Raw genomic sequence first — 23,027 nt, forward strand, 5'->3', positions numbered from 1 at the left:
CATCAATTTTCAGCTGTTTGATGTCTGCTGCGGGCTGTACTGGGGCGGCTGCGACCGGTGTATGTTCTGCCTGTTGCAAGGCGTGCTCTGCCTGTTGCGCAATGGCATTCAGCTGATTGAATTCGGCTTCCAACTGAGCCACATCGCCTTCACCACTCTCCCGGGCGGCAGCCAGTGCTTTCTCGGCTTTTTTCGCTTTGGTGCGGGTAATGGCAGCATCAATCTTCAGTTGCTTGATGTCAGCAGCCGCTTGAACCGGTGCTACTGCCGCAGCGCTCTGCTCGGCCTGAGCCAGTGCCTGTTCCGCAGCCTGGCTGGCGGCGGTCAGCTGGCTCAGTTCCTGCTCCAGCTCGGCGGTGTGCTCACCTGCTTGCTGAGCGGCTGACAGTGCCTTTTCCGCCTTCTTCACCTTGGTGCGCGCGATAGCAGCGGCTGTCTTCAGTGCTTTGATATCACTTTCTGCCGCGGCTGGCGTCGCTGCTGGTGCGGTCACTGCTGCGGGTTGCTGGCGGGCTGACTGAGCTTTGGCGGCCTCTTCGGCACGAGCCTTGCGTTTGGCTTCTTTCTCATCCAGCTCGCGTTGCAGTCGAGCCTGACGTGCTTCAAAGCGCAGACGGGCATGTTCCGCTTTTTGCTGTTCCTGACTTTCCTTGCGGATGTCATCTTTCGCATGGCGATAGTACTGCACCAGTGGAATAAAACTGGGGCAGACATAGGCGCAGGCGCCGCATTCGATACAGTCAAAGAGATTGAACTGCTGCGCCTTTTCGTATTCCTTGGCCTTGGCAAACCAGTACAGCTGCTGTGGCAACAGATCGGCCGGGCAGGCCTGTTCACACAGGCCGCAGCGAATACATGCCTGCGCAGGTGGTGCCGGTGGAAACTCTGCCGGGGTGGATGCAATCAGGCAGTTGGTCAGCTTGGTAACCGGGATGCTCAGGTCATTGAGGGGGAAACCCATCATCGGGCCACCCATCACCAGTTTGCCCAGCTGTTGAGACTGCAGCCCTGCGAAGGCCAGCAGTTCATCAACTGGGGTGCCGATCAGCGCGTCGACATTGCGAGGTTGCTGCAGCGCCTGACCGGTCAGGGTGGTCACCCGGCTGATCAGCGGTTCGCCAAGATAAACTGCGCGAAAGGCGGCAGCGGCGGTACCGACGTTACAGCAGACCACGCCAATCTCGGACGAGCGGCCAGAACTCGGGACTTCCTTGCCGGTCAGCAGGTACGTCAACTGCTTGGCACCACCGGAAGGGTATTTGGTTGGGACCACACCGATCTCGACCGGCACCAGACAACGACTGGCTGCTTCGCGCATGGCGGCAATGGCTTCAGGCTTGTTGTCTTCAATACCGATAACAATCTTCGGGTTGCCCAGCAGCCAGGCCAGAATCTCACCGCCACGGATCACCTCATCAGCACGCTCACGCATCAGCATGTCGTCAGCGGTGATGTACGGCTCACATTCGGCACCATTGAGAATCAGGGTGTCGATGGGGTGGTGGTCGGGGGTGTTGAGCTTCACATCGGTCGGGAAGCCCGCTCCGCCGAGGCCTGCGACACCGGCATTGCGCAGATAGCTCAGTACGGTTTCCCGCGACTCATGGCGGTAATCAGCCAGCCGCTGGCGTTCACCCCAGGTGTCCTGACCGTCAGGTTGCAGATGGATGCACAGGTCCTGCATGCCAGAGGGGTGGGGTACGGCAAAGGGCGATATAGCCACAATGGTGCCCGAGGTGGGAGCGTGTACTGCGGCACTGACACGGCCGAAGGGCTCGGCAAGCATCTGACCTTTTAGCACTTTGTCGCCGACCTGCACGATGGGTTCAGCCGCCGCTCCGGCATGCTGCTTCAATGGCAGGATCAGGCGCGAGGGTAACGGAGGCTGTGCAATCGGTAGGGTGGTCGACTGGGTCTTGTTTTCGGGAGGATGTACGCCGCCGTTGAAGTCCCAGATACGCAATGCGGTGGTCACCTGCTGTGCTGGTGCAGTGCTGTTCAGTCCCATGGGCGCGTTCATGCTGCCTGTCCCCTTCCACGATCAGTGATGATCAGTTGTTCGGGTGCTGGCGGCGCCGGCCATGACCAGTTTTCCACAGTGGTCTCGATGGGGATCATATCTATACAGTCAACGGGGCAGGGTTCGACACACAGATCACAACCGGTGCATTCACTGCTGATGACGGTGTGCATCTGTTTGGCTGCACCGAGGATGGCATCGACCGGGCAGGCCTGTATGCACTTGGTACAGCCTATACATTCATCTTCGCGGATGTAGGCAATGGAACGGGGCTTCTCGACACCGTGTTCGGCGTCGAGCGGCACGGCCTCAACCCCCAGCAGATCGGCCAGTGAATCAATGGTGGACTGGCCGCCGGGTGGGCACTTGTTGATGGCATCGCCACCGGCAATGGCCTCGGCATAGGGGTGGCAGCCAGGATAACCACATTGCCCACACTGGGTTTGCGGCAGCAGGGCGTCAATCTGATCGACGATGGGGTTGCCTTCGACCTTGAAACGGATGGCGGCATAGCCGAGCACGGCGCCAAAGACCAGCGCCAGCCCCAGCAGGGCAATAATGGCGTAAACAATCAGACTCATGGCGTGCTCCTCAGATCTGTACCAGGCCGGTAAAGCCAAGGAACGCCAGTGAAATCAGGCCCGCGGTGATCATGCTGATGGCGGCACCGCGAAACGGCATGGGCACATCTGCCACGGCGATGCGCTCACGCATGGCGGCGAACAGAATCAATACCAGAGAGAAGCCCACCGCAGCACCGAAGCCGTAGAACACCGATTCCACCAGTGAGTTCTGTTTGTTGATGTTCAGTAATGCCACACCGAGTACGGCACAGTTGGTGGTGATCAGTGGCAGGAAGATCCCCAGCACCTTGTACAGCACCGGGCTGGTTTTACGCACCACCATCTCGGTGAACTGCACCACCACGGCGATCACCAGAATAAAGGCGATGGTTTTCAAGTAGCCCAAACCCAGTGGCGCCAGAATGTAGGTGTAGGTCAGATAGCTGCACAGGGAGGACAGGGTCAGGACAAAGGTGGTGGCCAGTGACATACCCATGGCGGTTTCCAGCTTGTTGGAAACGCCCATGAACGGGCACAGACCGAGGAACTGCACCAGTACAAAGTTGTTGACCAGGATCGTGCTGACGAGGATCAGGGCAAGATCAGACATTCTTAAGCATCACTTATCCGGGGTATGCGGCTGGGAACGGATATCGCCGCAACAGGTTAATCTTCACGGTCATTCGTCATACGGTGGGAGCCTGCCTGAGTTTCCTGCCTGGTAAGCCAGCGAAGCATCGGCGATCGTATGTCGGTTTTTGGAACAGGCTATTCTAATTGTCGCGGCGCCAATTTGCTGCACGTCAGTTAGAACTAAACTCACTACGTTATAAGAAAACGTTCTGTAGACATTCGCTTATAGCGCTTATGGTTATTATTGATAAAGGCCATCTTGCCATAGCTGGCTTTGCTAGATGATGGCTTTTGCTGTTGCCTGAACGGTAAATCAACAACGGGATACCTTGGTGCTGCCTTTCATGACGCAGATACGCTGTTAGTGCGAGGGGCTCAGGCACCAGAAACGCCAAAGCGCTGACTTGCAGCGCTTTGGTATATGACAGAATGTATATCGGTTACTTGATCCGCATCCCTGGCTGGGCGCCGGCATGGGGCTCCAGCAGCCACAGGTCTTTGCCGCCGGGGCCTGCCGCCAGCACCATGCCTTCCGACAGACCGAACTTCATCTTCCGGGGAGCCAGGTTGGCGATCATGATGGTCAGTTTGCCTTCCAGATCTTCAGGCTTGTAGGCCGACTTGATACCGGAGAAGACATTGCGGGTTTCGCCACCCAGATCCAGAGTCAGGCGCAGCAGTTTTTCTGCGCCTTCAACGTGTTCGGCCTTGGCGATCAGGGCTACACGCAGATCCAGCTTGGCAAAGTCAGCAATGTCGATGGTCTCGGCAATGGGTTCGTCTGCCAGTGGCCCTTTGACGGCCGGTGCAGTGGCTGCAGCCTGCTCTTCTTTGGATGCATCGATCATGGCATTGACCTTATCCATCTCCACGCGGGTCAGCAGGGCGGTGAAGGTGCTGATACGGCTGCCCAACAGCAGCGTCTCAGCACTGGCCCAGTTCAGCTGATCCTGCAGGAAGGCTTCGGAGCGTTCGGCCAGCTGCGGCAGCACCGGTTTGAGGTAAACAATCAGCAGACGGAACAGGTTGATGCCCGCGGTGCAGACGGCCTGCACTTCCGCTTCCATACCTTCCTGCTTGGCCAGCACCCAGGGTGCCTTGTCAGCGATGTACTGGTTGGCCTTGTCAGCCAGCGCCATGATGTCGCGGATGGCACGGCCGTATTCCCGCTTCTCATAGTACTGAGCGATAGTTTCGGCTGCGGCCTGGAACTCGGCAGTCAGCTCGGGAGCGGCGTCGGTATCGGCCAGTGCGCCATCGAACTTCTTGCTGATAAAGCCTGCACAGCGGCTGGCAATATTGACCACCTTGCCGACCAGATCACTGTTGACCCGCTGTACGAAGTCTTCCAGATTCAGGTCGAGGTCATCGACGCTGGAGGTCAGCTTGGCCGCGAAGTAATAACGCAGGTATTCAGGATCAAGGTGATCCAGATAAGTACGGGCCTTGATAAAGGTGCCGCGTGACTTGGACATCTTCTTGCCGTTAACGGTCAGGAAGCCGTGAGCATTGACTGCTGTAGGGGTACGGAAGTCAGCCGCATGCAGCATGGATGGCCAGAACAGCGAATGGAAACTGATGATGTCCTTACCGATGAAGTGATACAGCTCGGCGTTGGAGTCCTTGTTCCAGAACTCGTCGAAGTCGACACCTTCACGGTTGCAGTAGTCCTGGAAACTGGCCATGTAACCGATAGGTGCATCCAGCCAGACGTAGAAGAATTTGTCTTTCTCGCCGGGGATTTCAAAACCGAAGTAGGGTGCATCACGGCTGATGTCCCACTCCTGCAGGCCGCTTTCCAGCCATTCCGCCAGTTTATTGGCCACTTCGTTCTGCAGAGTGCCGCTACGCGTCCATTCCTTCAGGAAGGCGTCAAACTCAGGCAGCTTGAAGAAGAAGTGTGTGGACTCCTTGTTCACCGGTGTGGCGCCAGAGATGGCTGAGCGTGGGTTGATCAGTTCTGCCGGGGTGTAGGTCGCGCCGCAGGCTTCGCAGTTGTCACCGTACTGATCGTCAGCTTTGCAGCGTGGGCAGGTGCCTTTGATAAAGCGATCGGCGAGGAACAGGTTCTTCACCGGGTCATAAGCCTGAACGATAGTGCGTTCAGCGATATGGCCCTTGGCCTTCAGGCGATTGTAGATCAGCTCTGAGTAGTGCTTGTTCTCGGGCGAATGAGTTGAGTAGTAATTGTCGAAGCGCACCAGAAAGTCAGCGGTGTCCTGGCGATGCTCGGCATTCACCTCGTCAATCAGGGCTTCCGGCGTGATCCCCATCTGTTCAGCCTTGAGCATGATGGCGGTGCCATGTGCATCATCCGCACAGACGTAGGTGCAGTTATGACCACGGAGTTTCTGGAAGCGAACCCAGATGTCAGTTTGGATCTGTTCCAACAGGTGGCCCAGATGCAGGGAACCATTGGCGTAGGGCAGCGCACTGGTGACAAGAATCTTGCGAGTAGCGTCAGACATAATCTTTGGATGGCTCGGCATGTGTCAGGAACGAACAGCAGGGAAGGGCAAATCACGTTCTATACTGCTATGAATTAAAGCGCACGTGTCTTTATGGAAACCCTTCCCGAAAAGTGCACTTACTATAACGACAGCAGCACGACCTTGCATCTGTTTTGCCCGAAGCGGTGCTCCGGCAAGGGGTTTGAGGTTGCAGGCGGTGGCGCCATGGTTAGCAGATAGATAACGCAGGCAGTATGGAAGTCAGATAGCTATGTACTCTGAAATGACAGCAAGTCGGGGGCTGCAGCCGTCGAAGAAAAAGCGTGTCCTGTTGGTGGATGATGATCCGCTGATCCTCAGCAGTCTGCGTCGGGCGCTGCGCAAGAAGCAGGAGTCCTGGGAAATCAGCTTTGTCCAGAGTGGCCCGGTGGCGCTGGCGTTGATGAAGCGCGAGGAACCCTTTGATGTGATTGTTACCGATATGCGGATGCCGGTAATGGATGGTGTGGGGTTGTTACGCCGGGTGGTCGAACGCTTCCCCGGCGTCGCCCGTATTGTACTGACCGGTTATGCCGAAAGTGATGATATTGCCATCGCTGCCGAGCTGGCGCACCAGTGTCTGGCCAAGCCCTGTGATATTGACACCCTGGTGGAGGCCATCAATCAGGCCTGCCAGGTACAGGAGATGATGAGCAATCCGTGTCTGCGCGAAGTCATGGGCGGCATCGGTAATTTGCCTGCGGTGCCCTCCATCTGCCAGAAACTGCAGGCCATGCTGCAGGATGCCGATGTGACGGTACGTGATGTGGCCAGTTTGATCGAGTCTGATATGGGGATCTCCAGCCGCCTGCTGCGGATCGTCAACTCCGGGTTCACCGGTCAGACGCGCACCATCGACACTGTTCACGATGCGGTGGTACGGCTGGGCATGCAGCATGTCAATGACTGGGTGCTGGTCTGTCACATGATGCATGAGCTGGAACAGCATCACTGGCAGCGTTATTCCTTCGAGAATCTGCGCCGACGCTCGGTGGCGGTGGGTAAGTTTGCCCGCCATATGGCACTGCAGATTGGCCTGCCGAAGGCCGTGGCTGATCAGATTATGATGGGCGGGCTGTTGCATGATCTGGGTATGTTCCTGCTGGCGGCACGTATGCCTGAGGCCTATGCCGAAGCCTTTATCCTGTGTGAACGCCAGGGCATGAGCCTGCATGATGCCGAGCAACAGGTGCTGGGAGTCAGCCACGGTGAAGTCGGCGCTTACCTGCTTGGTTTGTGGCGCTTCCCGGCTGCCATTGTTGAGATGGTGCTGCGCCACCATTGCGATAAGGGTTATGACAGCTGTTCTATCGATGTGGTTCTGGTCAGTATCGCCGATGCGTTGCTGCCGCCCCTGTTGCACGATGTGAACTATGCACTGTCCGCCCGGCTGAATGAGCAGGATCTGGCCGCTGCGGGTTTACTCGAACACTTCAAAACCTGGCAGGAGCAGGCTGCCGAGTTTGTTGATGGCTGGTAAACAGGTCGTGTTGAGCCATTGCCAGAGCGCTGTCCGCTAACCCCAGTGTGGCGATAAGTGTGCTAGAATGCCGCCCCTTTTCATCACTGCCTGATGAAGGCCGGTTTTCCACTACAGCTTGCGTATGTTGAGGTTCGCCCTTGTCTCACTCTGATCTGCCCCTATCCGAACAGGCATCGTCTGCTCAGGCTCCGTCTGCACGAAGCGGCTTTACCCAGCCTGAGCGTTATGAGGCGCTGCTGACAGAAAAAGCGGCTGAGCTGGAAGCCCAGTTCGCCGAGTTCTCGCCACCTGCTCTGGAAGTATTTGCCTCGGAGAAGGAGTTCTTCCGCATGCGTGCCGAGTTTCGGGTATGGCATGAGGAAGATGATTTTTACTACGTGATGTTTGAGCCGGGCGATAAGTTTACCCGTCACCGTGTGGATCAGTTCCCGGTAGCAGGGCGCCTGATCAACGAGCTGATGCCACGTTTGCTGGCTGCGGTTAAACAGCACGATGTGCTGCGGCGCAAACTGTTTCAGGTGGACTTCCTGACCACGCAGTCCGGGCAGGCGCTGATTTCCCTGCTCTATCACAAGGCACTGGATGACAGCTGGCTTGAGCCTGCCCGCTGGCTCAAGCAGGAGCTCGGCGTTGAGCTGGTAGGGCGCAGCCGCAAGGTCAAACATAAGGTGGATCAGGACTGGGTGGTGGAAACCATGACCGTGGCGGGCAGGACCCTGCACTATAAACAGGTCGAAAACAGCTTCACCCAGCCTAATGCCGGTGTGGCAGAGAAAATGCTGAACTGGGCGGTAGATGCCAGCCGGGGGCTGAGCGGCGATCTGCTGGAGCTTTACTGCGGCAATGGCAACTTCAGTCTGGCTCTGGCCGACAGTTTTGACCGGGTGGTCGGTACCGAAATCGCCAAGAGTTCAGTACAGGCAGCACAGTACAATATCGAGCGCAATGGCATCAGCAATGTGCGTATTGCCCGTATGGCCAGTGAAGACTTCAGTGCGGCGATGCTGGGGCAGGGAGGCGGCCGCCGCTTCCAGGAGCTCAATCTGGCGGAGTATAACTTCACCACCGTGCTGGTGGATCCTCCCCGTGCCGGGCTGGATGACGACACGGTGGAGCTGGTGCGTCGCTACGACCACATTCTCTATATTTCCTGTAACCCCGATACCCTGCATGCCAATCTGACGGCACTGGCAGACAGCCACTGCATTGAGCGTTTTGCCCTGTTTGATCAGTTCCCTTACACCCATCACAAAGAGTGTGGTGTGTTGCTGAGTCGGCGCCAGTCACGGTAGAGTTTGCCCCACTGAAATGCTCGGGTAATACGGCATCCGGTGCAGAGGTTTTTCATCCTTGGCCCGAGTGATGGCCGACCCGGGTGGAGCGAGCCCCGGAGGGACGATGGCAAACTGGTTGTCTAACCCTTTCAAACGCAGGAACAGAACTATGTCTTCACCGCAGGACTCTTCAACCCAGCAGGCGTCAACTCAGCAGGCTGCGTTGGTGGCGATATTGGAAGCGCTGGTGGATCCGCTGTTGCAGCGCCCCTGGCAGGAACTGGCAGCGGTGGAGTCGGTCAGCATCGTGGCAGGCCAGTGTCAGGTGGTGATTGGGCTGCCATACCCCTGGTTGAGTGTGGAGGCGGACTTGCGCCGCAGGGTGGAAGCTGCCGTGGCTCCGCATCTGCAGGGCGCGACCCTGACGCTGGAGCTGGTCAGCCGTATCCCTGAAACCACTGCGCGAGCCAATGTGGCCGCGTTGCAGGGGGTGAAGAACGTTATTGCGGTGGCCTCAGGCAAAGGCGGTGTCGGTAAGTCCACCACCACCGTCAATCTGGCCCTGGCCATGGCGCAACTCGGTGCCCGAGTCGGCATTCTGGATGCGGACATCTATGGTCCCAGTCAGGGCATGATGCTGGGTGTGCCCAGCGGCACCCGGCCTCAGCAGATCAATGACAACACTATGGCCCCTATCGATGTGCACGGTGTGCAGGCCATGTCCATGAGCTTCCTGATTGATGAGCGTCAGCCCATGGTCTGGCGTGGCCCAATGGCCAGTGGTGCCCTGCAGCAGCTGATGACGCAGACGCAGTGGCAGGATCTCGACTATCTGTTTGTCGACATGCCCCCCGGCACCGGTGACATCCAGCTGACACTGGCACAGAAGATGCCGGTAGCTGGCGCGGTGGTGGTAACGACGCCGCAGGATATCGCTCTGTTGGATGCACAGAAAGGCATTGAGATGTTCCGCAAGGTGGAGATTCCGGTGCTGGGTGTGGTGGAAAACATGAGCCTGCATCGCTGCACGCAGTGCGGCCATGAGGAGCATATCTTCGGTGAAGGTGGTGGCGAGCGGATTGCCACGGAGTACCAGACCCAGCTGCTCGGCAGTCTGCCTCTGACACTCAAGATTCGCCAGCAGGCTGACAGTGGCCAGCCGACAGTCATTACCGATCCTGACAGCAGTGAAGCCGGGCATTATCGGGCGATTGCCCTGAAAGTGGCGCTGGCTCTGATTGGTCAGGCTACACCGGCCATGCCCGTGTTCAGCGTCAGTGATGACTGATCCTGTCGCTGGTCAGGATTGAGCTGACCTTACTTTGCCTGCAGGCAGCGTGTCTGCAGGCATTCAGAATGATTGCAATGGAGCCCATGGCTCAAGACGGACAATATGGCTATCAAATCAGACAAGTGGATTCGCCGTATGGCTGAATCGCATCAGATGATCTCTCCCTTCGAATATGGCCAGGTGCGCCATACCGATGGCGGTAAGGTGATCTCCTATGGCACTTCCAGCTACGGCTACGATGTGCGCTGTGCCAATGAATTCAAGATTTTTACCAACATCAACTCATCCATCGTTGACCCCAAGAACTTCGATGACAAGAGCTTTGTCGATGTGGTGTCGGATGTGTGCATTATCCCGCCGAACTCCTTTGCTCTGGCGCGTACGGTGGAGTACTTCCGCATTCCCCGCAGTATCCTGACCGTGTGTCTGGGGAAAAGCACCTATGCCCGCTGCGGCATTATCGTCAACGTCACTCCTCTGGAGCCTGAGTGGGAAGGGCACGTGACGCTGGAGTTCTCCAACACCACGCCGCTGCCTGCCAAGATTTACGCCAATGAAGGCGTGGCACAGATGCTGTTCTTTGAATCCGATGAAGTCTGCGACGTCAGTTATTCTGACCGTAATGGTAAATATCAGGGGCAGACGGGCGTCGTCGTTCCTCGCACCTGATCTCTGCTTGCCACCTGCTACCTTCGGCGTTGTGCCGGGGGTAGCAAGCTGTATCTGCCTTGCTCTCTCCCTGACGCTCCCACCGATTCCATTGATTCCACGCTTGCTGCTGACCTGTGTCAGCCTGTCGAACACTACACACCGTGCCTCGTTACTGTGAACGGCTTGTCTCATTACTGAGATTGCGCCGGCAGCGGTTCCTTGCTGTATTGCAGCTGGAACGCATCGGCGTTGAGCAGCAGGTTGTCCCAGAAAGTAAAGCGCTGGGTCACACACTGGCGCAGTTGAGCGGTGATGTCATCATCCCTGACGCCTTGCGCTGCCAGTTTGCCGGGCTCGATCTGCTGCTGGCAGCTGGGGATGTACACTGACGCTACCTGCCTGGCGCGATAAATACCGGCAAACTCCCAGATGGCAAACACCACGGCAGCTACGCCAACGGCCTGAATCAGCCTGTTAATGATCATTCCTGCTTCCTCTGTGTACGGCTGCGACACACCTTAAAATCTTGCCGATGGCCAGGCAATCCCTGTTTCCCGCCCGGTAGAAGAGTGCTGATCAGGATCAAGTGCAGGGATATGCAGGAGCAGGGCATGGACGCGAGCAGAAGATGACACCCTGATGAACTAACCATGGCAGATATTCATATCTATAAAAATGAGTTATCTCTGTTCGGGTAGTGTCCTGTCGTGCTGCCGGGTGCTGCTGATATGAATGACATACCGACGATTCATTGCTGTTTTCGTCATTGTGCAGGTCAGAGCACGGGTATGTGTGGCTATTGCAGTGAGGCGGGTCTGCAGGGGGCACTGGCCGTCAGAGACAAGGTGGTGCCCGATGCTGGTGCAGGGGTGAGAAAGAGGTGAGAAATACCGTCATTTGCTGGCGCAGATAGACCAGTATGTGACCCGGTCTAATAAGAAAAGGTGATAGCTATAAATAATGTTCAGATGTCACCGCCGTAGCACTTTGTAATATCGGACAGAACCAGCTGGCGCACCTCTCCATAATCCTTGGAAATAAAGAGGACCTAACCGTGACCATCAGTTCTGACATGAGTGCAGATCCCTCTGTACTGACGGCGTCGCCCCAGGCCACGCAGACTCGTAAATCATCCGCCTCCAATGTGGTGGCGATCGTGCTGGGTAATGGCCTTGAGATGTATGATTTCACGGTCTATAGCTTCTTTGCTGCCATTATCGGCAAGCTCTATTTCCCTGTTTCTTCATCTCTGGGTGCGCTACTGCTGTCGCTGGCGACCTTTGGTGTCGGCTTCTTCATGCGTCCTCTCGGTGCAGTGCTGATCGGTAACTATGCCGATAAACGTGGCCGCAAAGCGGCGTTGACCCTGACCATTCTGCTGATGACCATCGGTACGGCGCTGATCGCCTTTACCCCGACCTATCACCAGATCGGTATTGCTGCCACCCTTTTACTGGTGATGGGGCGACTGTTGCAGGGATTATCTGCCGGTGGCGAAATCGGTGCCTCCTCTGCCATGCTGATGGAGAGTGGTCTGGCTCATCGCCGCTGCTTTCTGGTGAGCTGGCAAACTGCCAGTCAGGGCGCCGCCGCACTGTGTGGCGCTCTGATCGGCGTTGGCCTGTCCACCGCGTTCACTCCTGCTGAGCTGGAGTCAGGCTGGTGGCGACTGCCCTTTATCCTCGGACTGCTGATTGCTCCGGTGGGCATGTACATTCGCCGTCAGCTCGACGAAACACATGTGGTGACGGCAGAGCATGAGCACAAAGTCAGCCTGCTGGACGTGCTGCGACAGCACTACCGGACACTGCTGCTGGGTATCCTGCTGATGGTAGCGAGCACCTCTTCCATGTATCTGGAGGTGTTCTACATGCCGACCTATCTGATTCGCAATCTGCACTTCCCCAGCTCTACCGCGTTTGCGGTGGCGAGTCTGGCAGGAGCCATTCTGTTTCTGGTGCCCCCTTTCGTTGGCAAATACTGCGACACCCTGAAAAGCCGCAAGACCCTGCCGGTCTGCGCCATGGTGCTGTCCCTGCTGGTGACCTATCCCGCGTTCCTGCTGTTGCAGCAGTCCACAGAGTTGCTGCAGGCCATGCTGATTATTGGCGGCCTGATCCTGATCATGACCGCTGTCGCCAGTACCATCTTTGTACTGATGATGGAGGCTTTCGAGCCGTTCTCCCGTGCCACCGGCATTTCCATCATGTATGCCTTCGGTGTGACCATCTTTGGTGGTTTTGCCCCCTTCTTTGTTACCGCGCTGATGGCATGGACCGGCAGTGCACTGGTCCCGGCCTGGTACCTGATGGCAGCCACCTTTATCAGCCTGATTGCCATGCTGCTGTTCCCTGAGCGCCGGTTGCCCTGACGCTTCTGCCTTTCACCTGATTATTTCTGTTGTCGGGTAATCGTGGCGGTGCTGCGGTTACCTGCGCCATGCCCAAGCGTTACCGGAGGTTCCCATGACTCGTCTTATCAATGACCCGGCCTTCTTGCGTCAGTGCGAAGACTTTGTCTCCATCCGTCAGGATATTCACAGCTACCCTGAACTGGGTGCTGATGTACCCCGTACTTCACAGTTAGTCGCCGACCTGCTGAAGGAGTGGGGTTACGAGGTACATACGGGGATTGGCGGGCTGGGAGTGGTCGGAGTGCTACGCCAGGGTAACGGCAGCAAACGCCTCGGCATTCGTGCCGACATGGATGCCCTGCCTATTCTGGAAAAGACCGACGTTCCCTATCGCAGCAAATGTGATGGTCATATGCATGCCTGTGGCCATGACGGACACACGGCCATTCTGCTGGCCGCAGCCCATTATCTTGCCCGTCACCGTTGCTTTGATGGCACGCTCAACCTGATCTTTCAGCCTGATGAGGAAGGGCTGAGTGGCGCTAAAGCGATGATTGAGGATGGTCTGTTTAGCCGTTTCCCTTGTGATGCGGTGTACGCATTACACAATATGCCCGGCATTGCTGAAGGGGTGGCTGCCGTGCAGACCGGCATCATGACCAGCTCTTCTGACCGCGTCACTATTACCTTCCGTGGTAAGGGCGGGCACGGCGCACTGCCACATCGTGCTATTGACCCCACCGTCGCCATGGCCGCCACCATCATGGCACTGCAGACGGTCGTGTCACGCAACCTGTCACCGATGGAGTCAGGCGTGGTCAGTATCGGCACGGTCAAGGCAGGTACGACCTCCAATGTCATTCCGGAGACGGCTGAAATTGTACTGAGCGTCCGGGCGATGGCCGTGGATACCCGTCAGACGCTGGAACGGCGTATTCGCGCCATTGTGGAAGGGCAGGCCGCGGCTTTCGGTATTGAAGCAGACATTCGCTATGACCACATGGTGCCAGCGATGCTCAACACCCAGGAGGAGACGGTGATCCTGCGTCAGGCAGTGGCTGCGGCACTGGGAGAGGAGCGACTGGCCAAGGAGCATCTGCCCGCCTATGGCAGCGAAGATTTTGCCTGGATGATCGAAGAGGTGCCCGGCAGTTACTTCATGCTGGGCAATGGTCTGGAAGGGGCAGTGGGGTGCTCAGTGCATAATCCGCACTATGACTTCAATGATCGGCTGGTTCCGGCTGGTGCGGCGTGCTGGGTTGAGCTGGCCCGTACCTTCCTTGCCTGAGAACCTGTCCACGATCTGCTGCGAGTTGGCCAATCTGCGTTGAAAGGCGCTTCGGAATGCTTATTCAGTTCATCTGAACGCCGCATCCTCAGGGCTTTTCGCCTTGTTGGGCTTTGGCACACGAGAGCGTGAATACGTTCTGGTTCGGTGGGTAAAGCAATTGGCCAGACCGCTGGGTTAATCATGCTAGACTCGCGCCATTGGCGGTGTCTTACCGCCCTGTGCCGGGATCTGTAGTAATGAAAATCCAGCAACTGAAAGCCTTTCTGACCATTACCGAGGTGGGGAGCCTGCAAGAGGCTTCCCGCCGTCTTCACCTGACCCAGCCGGCTCTGAGCAAGTCCATCAAGGAGCTGGAAAGTGAGCTGGGCATCAGCCTGTTTATCCGCGGCGCACGTGGAATCACCATCACTGAATACGGTCAGCGTCTGCTGGGCCATGCCCGCCTGATCGTCGAGACGGAAAAGCGTGCACGTCAGGATATTGAAGACATGAAGGGCATGATGGTCAGTGAAGTGGTGCTGGGGGTAACGCCCATCACCTCGGTGCTGCGCCCTCTGGCCGATGGCATCGTGGCGTTTCGCCAGCAGCATCCCGGTGTGACTTTGCGGGTGCTGGAAATGCGGCCTTATCAGTTACTGGAGCATCTGCGGGAAGGGCGGGTCGATTTCGCCATCACTTCGCAGGTGCCTGCCGTAGGTCACGCACTGGAGTGGATACCCATCTGTCGCATTCCCAATCTGGTCGCCGTTCGTCGTGGCCATCCGTTGCAGGGCGTGAAGTCGTTGCGCGTGCTGCAACAGGGGGACTGGATCAGCCTTGATCCGCTGAGCGATCAAACCACCTACTTCCACCAGATGTTCAGCATGAATGGTCTGCCGTTACCGCTGAAGGTGCAGGAGTGCTCATCGATGACGCTGGCGCGCACGCTGGTCAACACTACGGATGTGATCGCACTCTATACCAAAGAAGCGTTCGACAGCCCCGATCTCAGTCACGAAATCAGTGCAGTGCCGATTATTGAACCGGTGCCGGACAGCGTCATTTCGCTGGTCACCCCCAAGCGCGATCTGCTGACGCTCAGTGCTACCCAGCTATTTGATATGATCCAGTCTAAACTGCAGTTGCGTTACCCCCATTTCACCTGAGACACCCGGCTGTCGGGATAAGGAGCGGGATTGTGCTGATCATGCAGACTGACCGTCTGGCACTGCGAGAAGTGCAGGTTGATGACGCCGGGTTTATTCTGGCGCTGATCAATGATCCTGACTGGATCCGTTTTATCGGCAACAAGGGCATCCATAGCGAACAGCTGGCGCGTGACTATATTCGTCAGGGGCCGCAGCAGATGTATCTGCGTCATGGGTTTGGCTTGTGGCTGGTCAGTGACCGCCTTACCCGGACCCCAATGGGCATGTGTGGTCTGATCAAACGCGACAGCCTTGAGGATGTCGATCTGGGGTTTGCCTTTATGCCGGCCTTTCGCGGTCAGGGTATTGCTGAGGAAGCGGCGCGGGCCTGTATGACCTTTGCCCGGCAGCAGCTGGGTATGCAGCGACTGGTCGCCATCACGACCCCGGACAATATTGCCTCGGGGCGTTTACTGGAGCGTCTGGGCTTTGTGCTGGAAGGGATGCAGCCGGGTGAAAACGGCCAGCCGCTGAAGCTGTTTGCGATTTCACTGTAAGTTGGCGATTTCACTATGAGTTGGCGATGTCGCAGGGATCAGCCCGATTTCATCAGCCGGTCGCGCAACCCTTCCAGCTGTGACTTGATACTGGCCAGCTCATCAAGGCTGCAGGCCATGGAGCACACCATTTCCTGGGGAACGGTTTCAGCAGCCTGTTGCTTCAGACTTTTGCCCTTGTCGGTCAGGCTGATGATGACCTGACGTTCATCCTGCGGGGCGCGATTGCGCTCAACCAGACCAGCGCTTTCCATGCGCTTCAGCAGCGGCGTGAGGGTGGCGGAGTCCAGATAAAGGCGCTCGCCAATTTCTGACACCATGCGCTGGTCGTTTTCCCACAGTACCATCATCACCAGATATTGCGGATAGGTCAGGCCCAGTGCCTTGAGCACTCGGCGGTAGACCTTGTTCATGGCCAGTGAGGTGGAGTACAGGGCAAAGCAGATCTGATCATCGAGTTTCAGTGACATGCTGGGTCCTTTGGCCTGATTATGACTGGGGCAGGTTATGACGGGTGTGATGGTATATAGCGAGCGATTTAACCTCAAGTTACCTTTTATTGCCTCTGGTCGTGAACACGTGCTTCGGGGTTACTACTGACCGGCCTGACCAGGCCCCATTTGCGCCAAGTTATCCGATAGCGACATTTTGGCAATTGCCAAGTGACGTTGGCAGTGATCTGGACTATCTTTTTGCGCTTCGCATTTTCTGGCCGGCGAGCGTTCACCTAATTACAAGGAATATCGCTGCCTGCCGAGAACAATAATGAACTAACAGCCACACAGGGAGATGAGGGTGAGCACAGTGCAGGAGTGGGATCAGCAGTGATAACGCGTAGATTGCGCAGGGAAGGGCCATTTTTCCGCTGGGGCGGCAGGGTGCTCGGCGTGCTGTGCTTCTGGTGGCTGGCTGCCAGCGTTGCCGCGGCTGTTGTACCGCTGGACGATAAGGAGCGTGCCTGGCTGGTGAAGCATCCGGTGATCACCGTGCATAACGAAATGAACTGGCCACCGTTCAATTTCAATCAGAATGGCCAGCCCACTGGCTTTTCTGTCGACTACATGAATCTGTTGGCGGTAAAAATGGGCCTCAATATCCGTTATATCTCGGGGCCGGAGTGGGATGAGTTCATGGCGATGATCAGAGATGGCCGCCTGGATGTCATGCTCAATATTGTCAATACGCCCGGTCGCCGGGAGTTCATGAGCTTTACTAACCCCTATCTTTCGTCACCGTCCGGTATTTTTGTCACCCGTGACAACGACAGCATCCACAGTCTGGAAGACCTCAATGGCAAGACGGTGGCTATTCCCCGTGGCTTTTTCTTTCAGGAGGTACTGGAAACCAGTTACCCCAAGATCAAGCTGCTGCTGGAAGATGACACCCTCGATAATCTGGAGTCAGTTGCCTTTGGCCGTGCCGATGCCACCGTCGGTGAGCCGGGCGTGGTGCAGTATCTGATCGATACCCATTTTCTGACCAACATCAAGCTGGCAGGGCAAGCGACGGACCGGCGTTTTACCAGCGTCATGAGTATTGGCGTTAACAAGGATCAGGCCATTCTGCGCGATATTCTGCAGAAGGGAGTAGAGTCCATTACCCAGCAGGAAATGCAGCATCTGTTCGCCCGCTGGAATCTCGCCGCTGCCGATCAGGCCGATGCCACTACCCTCAATGATGAAGACCAGCGCTATCTTGTTGGGCTGAATGATGTGCAGGTCTGTGTGCAGTCTGATCATATGCCCTATGAGGGGCAGGCCAATGGCCAGCTGAGCGGCATCAGTGCCGATCTGCTGCGCCAGCTCAGTCAGCGTCTGAAGCTATCCTTTCACCCCCGTTTTTACTCCACCAGCGCCGAGCTGCTTGAAGCGGCAGGCCGTGGCGACTGTGATCTGGTACCACTGATCTCCATGGCGGCCGGACAAAGCGGCTTGCGTTATACCAAACCTTTTCTGGACATCCCCATTGTTCTGGCGACCGGTTCGGATGAAATATTCGTCGGCGATGTGCAGCTATTGAAAGATCGTAAGCTCGGCTATGTGCCCGGGCTGTTTAGCTTCGATGCGCTGAAGAAGCGTTATCCGCAGCTGCAGCTGGTGGCAGTGAGCAGCATGGCCGATGCGGTACGGCGTATCCGTGACGGTGAACTCTATGGCTATGTCGACTCCGTGGCGGCCATTGCCTACGGTATGCAGCAGCATGGCTGGTATGACATCAAGATTGCAGGCCGGTTTGACGAGCAGCTGCACATTGCCATGGGCGTGCACAGCAGTACTCCCCATCTGCTGGGGGTGGTACAGAAAACTCTCAATGCTATGGGAACCGAAGTCCCTAAACGTATTTATAACCAGTGGGTGTCCGTGCGTTATGTACAGTCCGTAGACTACACCTGGATCTGGCGTGGCGGGCTGGCACTGGCGGTGCTGATGGCGTTTCTGTGGTACCGCAACTATCAGCTGAAGAAGTTCAACCGCAAGCTAGAGCGGATCACCATCACCGACCCTCTGACGGGGGTGAGCAATCGCAAGCTACTGGATGAGGTGCTGGCCCGCGAAGTCGATCTGTGCGCTGCCGGGCAGTACAGTGTCGGCCTGATTCTGCTCGATCTGGATCATTTCAAACTGGTGAATGATCGCTATGGCCATCAGGAGGGCGACGCGGTACTGAATATGGTGTGCCGCAGTGTCGAGCAAGTCATCAACCATAAGCATGTTTTTGGCCGCTGGGGTGGAGAGGAGTTCATGGTTATCTGCCCCGGGCTGAATCTGGCCGCGACCGGTCATCTGGCAGAAATCCTGCGACGGGAAATCAGTCAGGCGGTACAGGGGCCTGCCGGTAACCAGACTGCCAGCCTCGGCGTGACTGCCTATCAGCGCGGAGATAGCTGCAATGATCTTATTCGCCGTGCTGATGCGGCGCTGTATCAGGCCAAAGAGGCAGGTCGCAACCGCGTCCAGCTCCATCCCCCGGCAAAACAGACAAGCCGTGTCACCAGCAGCTTTAAGGTGTGACCGCCTCTTAGTTAAATACCCTTTTCAGATCAATGTGTTGCTGCATCTTTGCCGGTAATCCACGAGGTGGCCATCGCCAATCACAGAGTGCTGGTCGATAATCCTCGCCTGAACCTAAAACGGGATGAGGAATACGCATGCAACCGCATTTTGATTGCATCGTGGTGGGTGGCGGGTCCATGGGTATGGCTGCCGGTTATTATCTGGCCCGCGATGGGCATCAGGTGGCACTGTTCGACAGCTTTGATCCGCCCCATACGCAGGGGAGCCACCATGGTGAAACCCGTATCATTCGCCATGCCTATACCACCGAAGGTGATACCTATGTGCCGCTGGCAAAACGGGCTCAGCAGCTGTGGAATGAGCTGGCGGAGCTGACCGGCAAACCCTTGTTTCTCAATACCGGCAGTATCTGCATCGGTGCCCCAGGCTCAGGTTTTGTCGCCGAAGTGGAGCGCAGTGCTCGTGCTCATCAGATTCCACTGGAAGTGCTGACAGGAGCGGAGGTGCGCGCGCGGTTCGAGGGTCTCAATGTGCCGGATGACTATATCGGCTGTTATGAACCTGAAGCCGGGGTGCTGCGCTGTGAAGACTGCATCAGTAGCTATCGTGAGCTGGCGCTGGCGGCCGGAGCAGAGCTGCATACCCACACCCGGGTAACCGCCATTGAGGTTCAGCCGGAGGGCGTGACCGTACGGACCAGTAAGGGGCTATTCACGGCCCGCCGACTGATTGTCAGCGCCGGCGCCTGGAGCGAGCAGTTGCTGCAATCACTCTACGGCCATTCCCTGCCACTGCGCCCTACCCGCAAGACAGTAGGCTGGTTCCTGCCCGCCGGTACCGCTTATAACGCCCCGCAACATGCCACCGATGCCGGTGAGTTTCCGGTGTTTATCTTCGATCTGCTGCAACGTCAGTACTATGGCTTTCCGGTGCTGGACGGACTGGGCCTGAAGATCGGGCGCCACGACAGCGGTGAGCGGATCAACCCGGATGACGACGACAGAAGCTTTATCGCCGAGGATGAAGAAGAGTTGCGCTGGCTGCTGCAGCGGTATATGCCGGGCGCGAACGGCGATCTCACTCAGGGTAAGGTCTGTATCTATACCGTTACCCCGGATGAGCATTTCATCATCGACACACTGCCAGATCATCCTCATGTCGCGGTGGCTGCCGGGTTCTCTGGCCATGGCTTCAAGTTTGTCAGCGTGATGGGGGAAATACTGCGTGATCTGGTGATGACAGGGCAGAGTGAGTTTGATCTCAGCCTGTTCCGCGCAGACCGCTTTGGCCCTAACGGCTGATCGCTGTTATCTCGATTTCAATGGCGCCGGCAGGTTTGGGCCACAGTACTGTGTCTCCCTGCTGTTTGCCGAGCAGCGCTCTGGCCAGCGGGGAGGCCCAGCTGATGGTGCCCTGTTCGGCATCCGCCTCATCCTCGCCGACGATCCGAAACTGAAAGTGACGCTCGTCGGCATCAACAAAACTGATCTGACAGCCAAAGCTGATCTTGTCTGTCTGAGCCGGAGGAGACAGCAGCTGGGCTGATTGCAGACGCTGGCGATAGTAGCGCAGGTCGCGCTCCAGCATCGGCCGTTCGGCGTTGGCGGTAAAGCTGCTGCTGGCCTTGAGCTGTTCAAGTTGCTGCTCAAGTCTGGCCAGGGTCTGCTGCATCTGCTGATACCCCGTCGCGGTCATGTAGTTGGGTAGATCACTGATGGGGCGATCTGGCAGGGTTTCAGGCTGATCGCTGTCTTCTTTGACGAATGCTCGGCTCATGATGATGACTATGGCTGATAGGGGGAGATGTCGGCTGTGCCCTGACAGGCCAGCGCCTCACTGACAGTGCGCGATAGTCGCTTGCCGGGCAATGCCTGAGCGTTGCAAGCTCCGCAACGGGTCGCTGTTGAACAGCAATCTGTCGCTAATGGCTATGTCCGGCGCTTATGGCTCGGACAGTGCAGAAGTAACGCTTAATCAGAGTGATCGGCAGGGGCGTCGCTGGTCGCTGGCTCCTCATATTGAGCAGCAGAAAGCATGGCCAGACGCTCGGCTAGCAGGGATGCCAGCAGGGGCGTCACGATCGGGCTGACGAAGCCCCAGATCATGCTCAGTCTGGATGGGCGGGTGTGAGTGGTAGGGGGTGTTTCATCGTCCTGATAGACCACCGTCTGTTTGATGGGGCGCAGCAGGCCCGCGATGATGCCTGCCCCGAATACGGTGGCCAGTGCCTGCCTGCTGGTGATGGCCTGATACACTCGGGCCTTGCTGGCGGTGAGGCTGATGTCCTGTCTGACCTTGCCGTCATGCAGGGCAAGGCGCTGGTCATGAATGTGCTGCTTCAGGGTCGATTGTCCAAACATGGCTGAACCTCCTGCCTTACTCTGCGGTGTCGTGCTGAGGCTGGGTGTATTCCCTGAACACCGAACGGGTTGCCGGGAATGTGGCGTCTGCCGACTTGCGCCGGATGCGTAGCACGATCCAGACACAGGCTGCCAGATTGGTGACCAGCAGCACGGTGACGCTTAGCCAGAGCGGCAGGCCAGCTGCCATCAGCGCCAGGGCGATCAGTACCAGCACCAGTAGCCACGCTGTGATGGCAAGCACCGCCAGAGTAATCGCCAGTGCCAGCATCTCCAGTAGACTCAGTGCTGCCAGCCGGGCTTCCAGTGCGGCAAGATCGACGGCACCGGAAATCTGCGACAGCACGGCATGCCAACTGTCAGATAACTGCGCCAGCAGCGAAACCTGCGCGGTATCGCTGCTGGCTGCTTCCTGTTCGGCCTGAGATTGCATATCAGGCTCGGGTGGGCTCAGGGGGGATTGGGATGGCTGCATAGGGTTTATTTACGACGCAGCAGCGCAGTCAGCAGTACACCGGCACCAAAGGCGATCCCAAGCGACGTCATGGGGTTTTCCTTAACATAGGTGGAGACGGCATCACAGGCCTGCTGGCCTTTTACCTTGGCCTGGGCGTACTGCGCCTTGACGCTGTCATCCACTTCTCCCGCTTTGGCGCGGATGTTCTCCTCGGCTTTCTCTGCATGGATCGCAATACGGTCAATGGTTTCATGTGCTTTGGCAGCGGCGGCAGCAGTTGTAGTCTGGGTTGCTTTTGCTGTACTCATGGTAAGTCCCTCTAAGGTTGAGTCGCGGTTTGAAAATCGGTGTTCAGTGTCCTGTGCAGAAGCCGTCATGGCGGAGTGAGCTGACAGGGACGAAGAATCTGACAGGTCGTTGCAAAGCGTGGTATGCGCAGCGCAGACAGACGTTCAACGGCCTGCTAACTATTACCTACGAACTATGACCTGCTAACTATAGCTGAGCTGATCCGGGGGTTAGATGACAATAAGCAGCGGCTGTTTTCATAGTGTTTCCCCGGTTCCATCCAACTGCGTAGCCTGTGCTTTGTTCAGAGGCGGTAAGTCGCCTTGAGTTGTTTGAGCCGGTGATGGCTTTCCAGAACCAGCACGATTTGCTCGCTCAGCTCTTTCGCCAGCAATCCACTTTCGATCTGGCGAATGGTTTTATACAGCATGTTCAGCGTGTGGTCCTCCAGCTTCTCCAGCTGGCTGAAGAGTACGCTCAATGCGGCGTGCTCACTGCCGAATCGCTGACCCAGTTCAATACACCATTGCTGCAACAGGCCCTGAACGGAACGTGGATGATGCAGTTGCTCGCCACTGTGCAGTTCGTAGCGTGGTTTGAGTGCATTGATAGTCTTGCTGCGGGTGCTGGCCTGATCGGTCAGTAACTTCTGCAGCCCCGGATCATCCGTGTGTGCAGCTGCCTCTTCATAGATCTGCCGACCGTCTTCACAGACCATGAGAAAACCATGCAGCCTACGGGCATCCGTGGCAGATAGCGTGCGGTGGTACATCGGCTCCTCCTGAGTGTTTCTGCTACTGGCCATCCCCTGGCCGGTGAGCCCCTTCCTGTCCCTGAAAATCCGTCGTAATCGTCCCTGAATCGTTCTTCCCTGCCAGCATTCCCGGCCTTTCCATCTCTCCCTGATTTTCCATCTTTCCCTGAGGAGCTATCCCTGAGTCAGGCTTGCTGTGTAGTGGTCAACTATTTCCGGACAGCTTCTTAGCTTCTTTTTCCCTCATCACCGGGGTTAAACCACCGTTGTGGCAATGAGGCCTCTGTTCGTTGTAATAGCTCATCAGGTAGTCACCGATATCCTTGATCGCCTGATCCAGGCTGGTGTATCCACACTTCGGTACCCACTCACTTTTCACACTGCGAAAGAGCCGCTCCATAGGCGCATTATCCCAGCAGTGA

The 23,027-nt window shown here is 57.0% G+C and carries 22 protein-coding genes; 10 read left to right on the forward strand and 12 right to left on the reverse strand.

All coding sequences use genetic code 11. The features are described from left to right. The 4 genes from rsxC to metG form a co-directional block, all read right to left on the reverse strand. On the reverse strand, window positions 1-2,020 hold a 2,020-nt coding region (rsxC, locus tag WH50_RS16220), incomplete at its 3' end, for an electron transport complex subunit RsxC (protein ID WP_243410133.1). Beyond that, the gene (rsxB, locus tag WH50_RS16225; RefSeq protein WP_110188250.1) at window positions 2,017-2,601 is read right to left on the reverse strand and encodes an electron transport complex subunit RsxB; all 585 of its coding nucleotides are present in this window, start codon (window positions 2,599-2,601) and stop codon (window positions 2,017-2,019) included. The genes rsxC and rsxB, both read right to left, overlap by 4 nt. Window positions 2,602-2,611: 10 nt before the next feature. After that, window positions 2,612-3,193, reverse strand: coding sequence for an electron transport complex subunit RsxA (rsxA, locus tag WH50_RS16230; protein WP_110188251.1), 582 nt, complete (start codon window positions 3,191-3,193; stop codon window positions 2,612-2,614). A 463-nt stretch (window positions 3,194-3,656) separates the two neighbouring features. Next, on the reverse strand, window positions 3,657-5,684 hold the full coding sequence (metG, locus tag WH50_RS16235) for a methionine--tRNA ligase (RefSeq protein ID WP_110188252.1): 2,028 nt from the start codon (window positions 5,682-5,684) through the stop codon (window positions 3,657-3,659). Between the two features lie 265 nt (window positions 5,685-5,949). Here metG and WH50_RS16240 point away from each other — a divergent pair, with 265 nt between their 5' ends. The 4 genes from WH50_RS16240 to dcd all read left to right on the forward strand — a co-directional run bounded on the left by WH50_RS16240 (window position 5,950) and on the right by dcd (window position 10,422). Beyond that, entirely contained in the window at window positions 5,950-7,185 is a 1,236-nt protein-coding gene (locus WH50_RS16240; RefSeq protein WP_165838449.1) for a response regulator, read from the forward strand. Window positions 7,186-7,325: 140 nt separating this feature from the next. After that, the gene (gene trmA, locus WH50_RS16245; RefSeq protein ID WP_341476838.1) at window positions 7,326-8,480 is read left to right on the forward strand and encodes a tRNA (uridine(54)-C5)-methyltransferase TrmA; all 1,155 of its coding nucleotides are present in this window, start codon (window positions 7,326-7,328) and stop codon (window positions 8,478-8,480) included. A gap of 151 nt (window positions 8,481-8,631) precedes the next feature. Next, on the forward strand, window positions 8,632-9,750 hold the full coding sequence (gene apbC, locus WH50_RS16250) for an iron-sulfur cluster carrier protein ApbC (RefSeq protein ID WP_110188254.1): 1,119 nt from the start codon (window positions 8,632-8,634) through the stop codon (window positions 9,748-9,750). Window positions 9,751-9,855: 105 nt separating this feature from the next. Next, window positions 9,856-10,422: a dCTP deaminase gene (gene dcd / locus WH50_RS16255; protein ID WP_104154967.1), complete on the forward strand. Its 567-nt coding sequence runs from the start codon at window positions 9,856-9,858 to the stop codon at window positions 10,420-10,422. A gap of 173 nt (window positions 10,423-10,595) precedes the next feature. On the opposite strand, the gene WH50_RS16260 is transcribed toward dcd, so the two are convergent. After that, on the reverse strand, window positions 10,596-10,889 hold the full coding sequence (locus WH50_RS16260) for a hypothetical protein (protein ID WP_110188255.1): 294 nt from the start codon (window positions 10,887-10,889) through the stop codon (window positions 10,596-10,598). Window positions 10,890-11,458: 569 nt separating this feature from the next. Here WH50_RS16260 and WH50_RS16265 point away from each other — a divergent pair. From WH50_RS16265 to WH50_RS16280, 4 genes are all read left to right on the forward strand, one after another. Then, on the forward strand, window positions 11,459-12,775 hold the full coding sequence (locus WH50_RS16265) for an MFS transporter (protein ID WP_243410134.1): 1,317 nt from the start codon (window positions 11,459-11,461) through the stop codon (window positions 12,773-12,775). A 94-nt stretch (window positions 12,776-12,869) separates the two neighbouring features. Then, on the forward strand, window positions 12,870-14,045 hold the full coding sequence (locus WH50_RS16270) for a M20 aminoacylase family protein (protein WP_110188256.1): 1,176 nt from the start codon (window positions 12,870-12,872) through the stop codon (window positions 14,043-14,045). 239 nt (window positions 14,046-14,284) lie between these two features. Further along, the gene (locus tag WH50_RS16275) at window positions 14,285-15,193 is read left to right on the forward strand and encodes a LysR family transcriptional regulator (protein ID WP_110188257.1); all 909 of its coding nucleotides are present in this window, start codon (window positions 14,285-14,287) and stop codon (window positions 15,191-15,193) included. A gap of 41 nt (window positions 15,194-15,234) precedes the next feature. Beyond that, window positions 15,235-15,732, forward strand: a complete 498-nt coding sequence (locus WH50_RS16280; protein ID WP_243410137.1) for a GNAT family N-acetyltransferase — start codon at window positions 15,235-15,237, stop codon at window positions 15,730-15,732. A 38-nt stretch (window positions 15,733-15,770) separates the two neighbouring features. On the opposite strand, the gene WH50_RS16285 is transcribed toward WH50_RS16280, so the two are convergent. Further along, a complete protein-coding gene (locus WH50_RS16285) occupies window positions 15,771-16,202 on the reverse strand; it encodes a MarR family winged helix-turn-helix transcriptional regulator (protein WP_110188259.1) in 432 nt (143 codons plus the stop codon). Window positions 16,203-16,556: 354 nt separating this feature from the next. Here WH50_RS16285 and WH50_RS16290 point away from each other — a divergent pair, with 354 nt between their 5' ends. Together WH50_RS16290 and solA are read left to right on the forward strand one after the other, a co-directional pair. After that, window positions 16,557-18,743 (forward strand): transporter substrate-binding domain-containing diguanylate cyclase, encoded by a 2,187-nt coding sequence (locus tag WH50_RS16290; RefSeq protein ID WP_133251348.1) that lies wholly within the window; start codon window positions 16,557-16,559, stop codon window positions 18,741-18,743. Window positions 18,744-18,880: 137 nt separating this feature from the next. Beyond that, window positions 18,881-20,047: an N-methyl-L-tryptophan oxidase gene (solA, locus tag WH50_RS16295; protein WP_110188261.1), complete on the forward strand. Its 1,167-nt coding sequence runs from the start codon at window positions 18,881-18,883 to the stop codon at window positions 20,045-20,047. Here the strand turns inward: solA and WH50_RS16300 are convergent. The 6 genes from WH50_RS16300 to WH50_RS16325 form a co-directional block, all read right to left on the reverse strand. Further along, window positions 20,037-20,522, reverse strand: a complete 486-nt coding sequence (locus WH50_RS16300; protein ID WP_110188262.1) for a GreA/GreB family elongation factor — start codon at window positions 20,520-20,522, stop codon at window positions 20,037-20,039. The two genes, solA and WH50_RS16300, sit on opposite strands and share 11 nt — an antisense overlap. Window positions 20,523-20,716: 194 nt before the next feature. Then, window positions 20,717-21,106, reverse strand: a complete 390-nt coding sequence (locus WH50_RS16305; RefSeq protein WP_110188263.1) for a hypothetical protein — start codon at window positions 21,104-21,106, stop codon at window positions 20,717-20,719. 16 nt (window positions 21,107-21,122) lie between these two features. Then, window positions 21,123-21,539, reverse strand: coding sequence for a hypothetical protein (locus tag WH50_RS16310; RefSeq protein WP_110188264.1), 417 nt, complete (start codon window positions 21,537-21,539; stop codon window positions 21,123-21,125). 47 nt (window positions 21,540-21,586) lie between these two features. After that, window positions 21,587-21,871 carry an ElaB/YgaM/YqjD family protein gene (locus tag WH50_RS16315; protein ID WP_165838450.1) on the reverse strand — a complete coding sequence of 95 codons (285 nt, stop codon included), beginning with the start codon at window positions 21,869-21,871 and terminating at the stop codon, window positions 21,587-21,589. 284 nt (window positions 21,872-22,155) lie between these two features. Further along, window positions 22,156-22,623, reverse strand: coding sequence for a DUF2383 domain-containing protein (locus WH50_RS16320; protein WP_165838451.1), 468 nt, complete (start codon window positions 22,621-22,623; stop codon window positions 22,156-22,158). A 187-nt stretch (window positions 22,624-22,810) separates the two neighbouring features. Then, window positions 22,811-23,027, reverse strand: a 217-nt coding sequence (locus WH50_RS16325) for an integrase core domain-containing protein (RefSeq protein ID WP_165838452.1), incomplete at its 5' end; no start/stop codon positions are given.

This window comes from Pokkaliibacter plantistimulans (assembly GCF_003194385.1).
GTDB lineage: Bacteria > Pseudomonadota > Gammaproteobacteria > Pseudomonadales > Balneatricaceae > Pokkaliibacter > Pokkaliibacter plantistimulans.

Excerpts from the sequence above, each read along its gene's own strand:
- dcd (WP_104154967.1), top strand. The coding sequence starts at position 9,856 with ATGGCTATCAAATCAGACAAGTGGATTCGCCGTATGGCTGAATCGCAT.
- WH50_RS16260 (WP_110188255.1), bottom strand. The coding sequence starts at position 10,889 with ATGATCATTAACAGGCTGATTCAGGCCGTTGGCGTAGCTGCCGTGGTG.
- WH50_RS16320 (WP_165838451.1), bottom strand. The coding sequence starts at position 22,623 with ATGTACCACCGCACGCTATCTGCCACGGATGCCCGTAGGCTGCATGGT.
- WH50_RS16300 (WP_110188262.1), bottom strand. The coding sequence starts at position 20,522 with ATGAGCCGAGCATTCGTCAAAGAAGACAGCGATCAGCCTGAAACCCTG.
- rsxA (WP_110188251.1), bottom strand. The coding sequence starts at position 3,193 with ATGTCTGATCTTGCCCTGATCCTCGTCAGCACGATCCTGGTCAACAAC.
- solA (WP_110188261.1), top strand. The coding sequence starts at position 18,881 with ATGCAACCGCATTTTGATTGCATCGTGGTGGGTGGCGGGTCCATGGGT.
- WH50_RS16275 (WP_110188257.1), top strand. The coding sequence starts at position 14,285 with ATGAAAATCCAGCAACTGAAAGCCTTTCTGACCATTACCGAGGTGGGG.
- WH50_RS16240 (WP_165838449.1), top strand. The coding sequence starts at position 5,950 with ATGACAGCAAGTCGGGGGCTGCAGCCGTCGAAGAAAAAGCGTGTCCTG.
- rsxB (WP_110188250.1), bottom strand. The coding sequence starts at position 2,601 with ATGAGTCTGATTGTTTACGCCATTATTGCCCTGCTGGGGCTGGCGCTG.
- WH50_RS16285 (WP_110188259.1), bottom strand. The coding sequence starts at position 16,202 with ATGTCACTGAAACTCGATGATCAGATCTGCTTTGCCCTGTACTCCACC.
- metG (WP_110188252.1), bottom strand. The coding sequence starts at position 5,684 with ATGTCTGACGCTACTCGCAAGATTCTTGTCACCAGTGCGCTGCCCTAC.
- WH50_RS16270 (WP_110188256.1), top strand. The coding sequence starts at position 12,870 with ATGACTCGTCTTATCAATGACCCGGCCTTCTTGCGTCAGTGCGAAGAC.
- WH50_RS16280 (WP_243410137.1), top strand. The coding sequence starts at position 15,235 with ATGCAGACTGACCGTCTGGCACTGCGAGAAGTGCAGGTTGATGACGCC.
- WH50_RS16310 (WP_110188264.1), bottom strand. The coding sequence starts at position 21,539 with ATGCAATCTCAGGCCGAACAGGAAGCAGCCAGCAGCGATACCGCGCAG.
- apbC (WP_110188254.1), top strand. The coding sequence starts at position 8,632 with ATGTCTTCACCGCAGGACTCTTCAACCCAGCAGGCGTCAACTCAGCAG.
- WH50_RS16315 (WP_165838450.1), bottom strand. The coding sequence starts at position 21,871 with ATGAGTACAGCAAAAGCAACCCAGACTACAACTGCTGCCGCCGCTGCC.
- WH50_RS16305 (WP_110188263.1), bottom strand. The coding sequence starts at position 21,106 with ATGTTTGGACAATCGACCCTGAAGCAGCACATTCATGACCAGCGCCTT.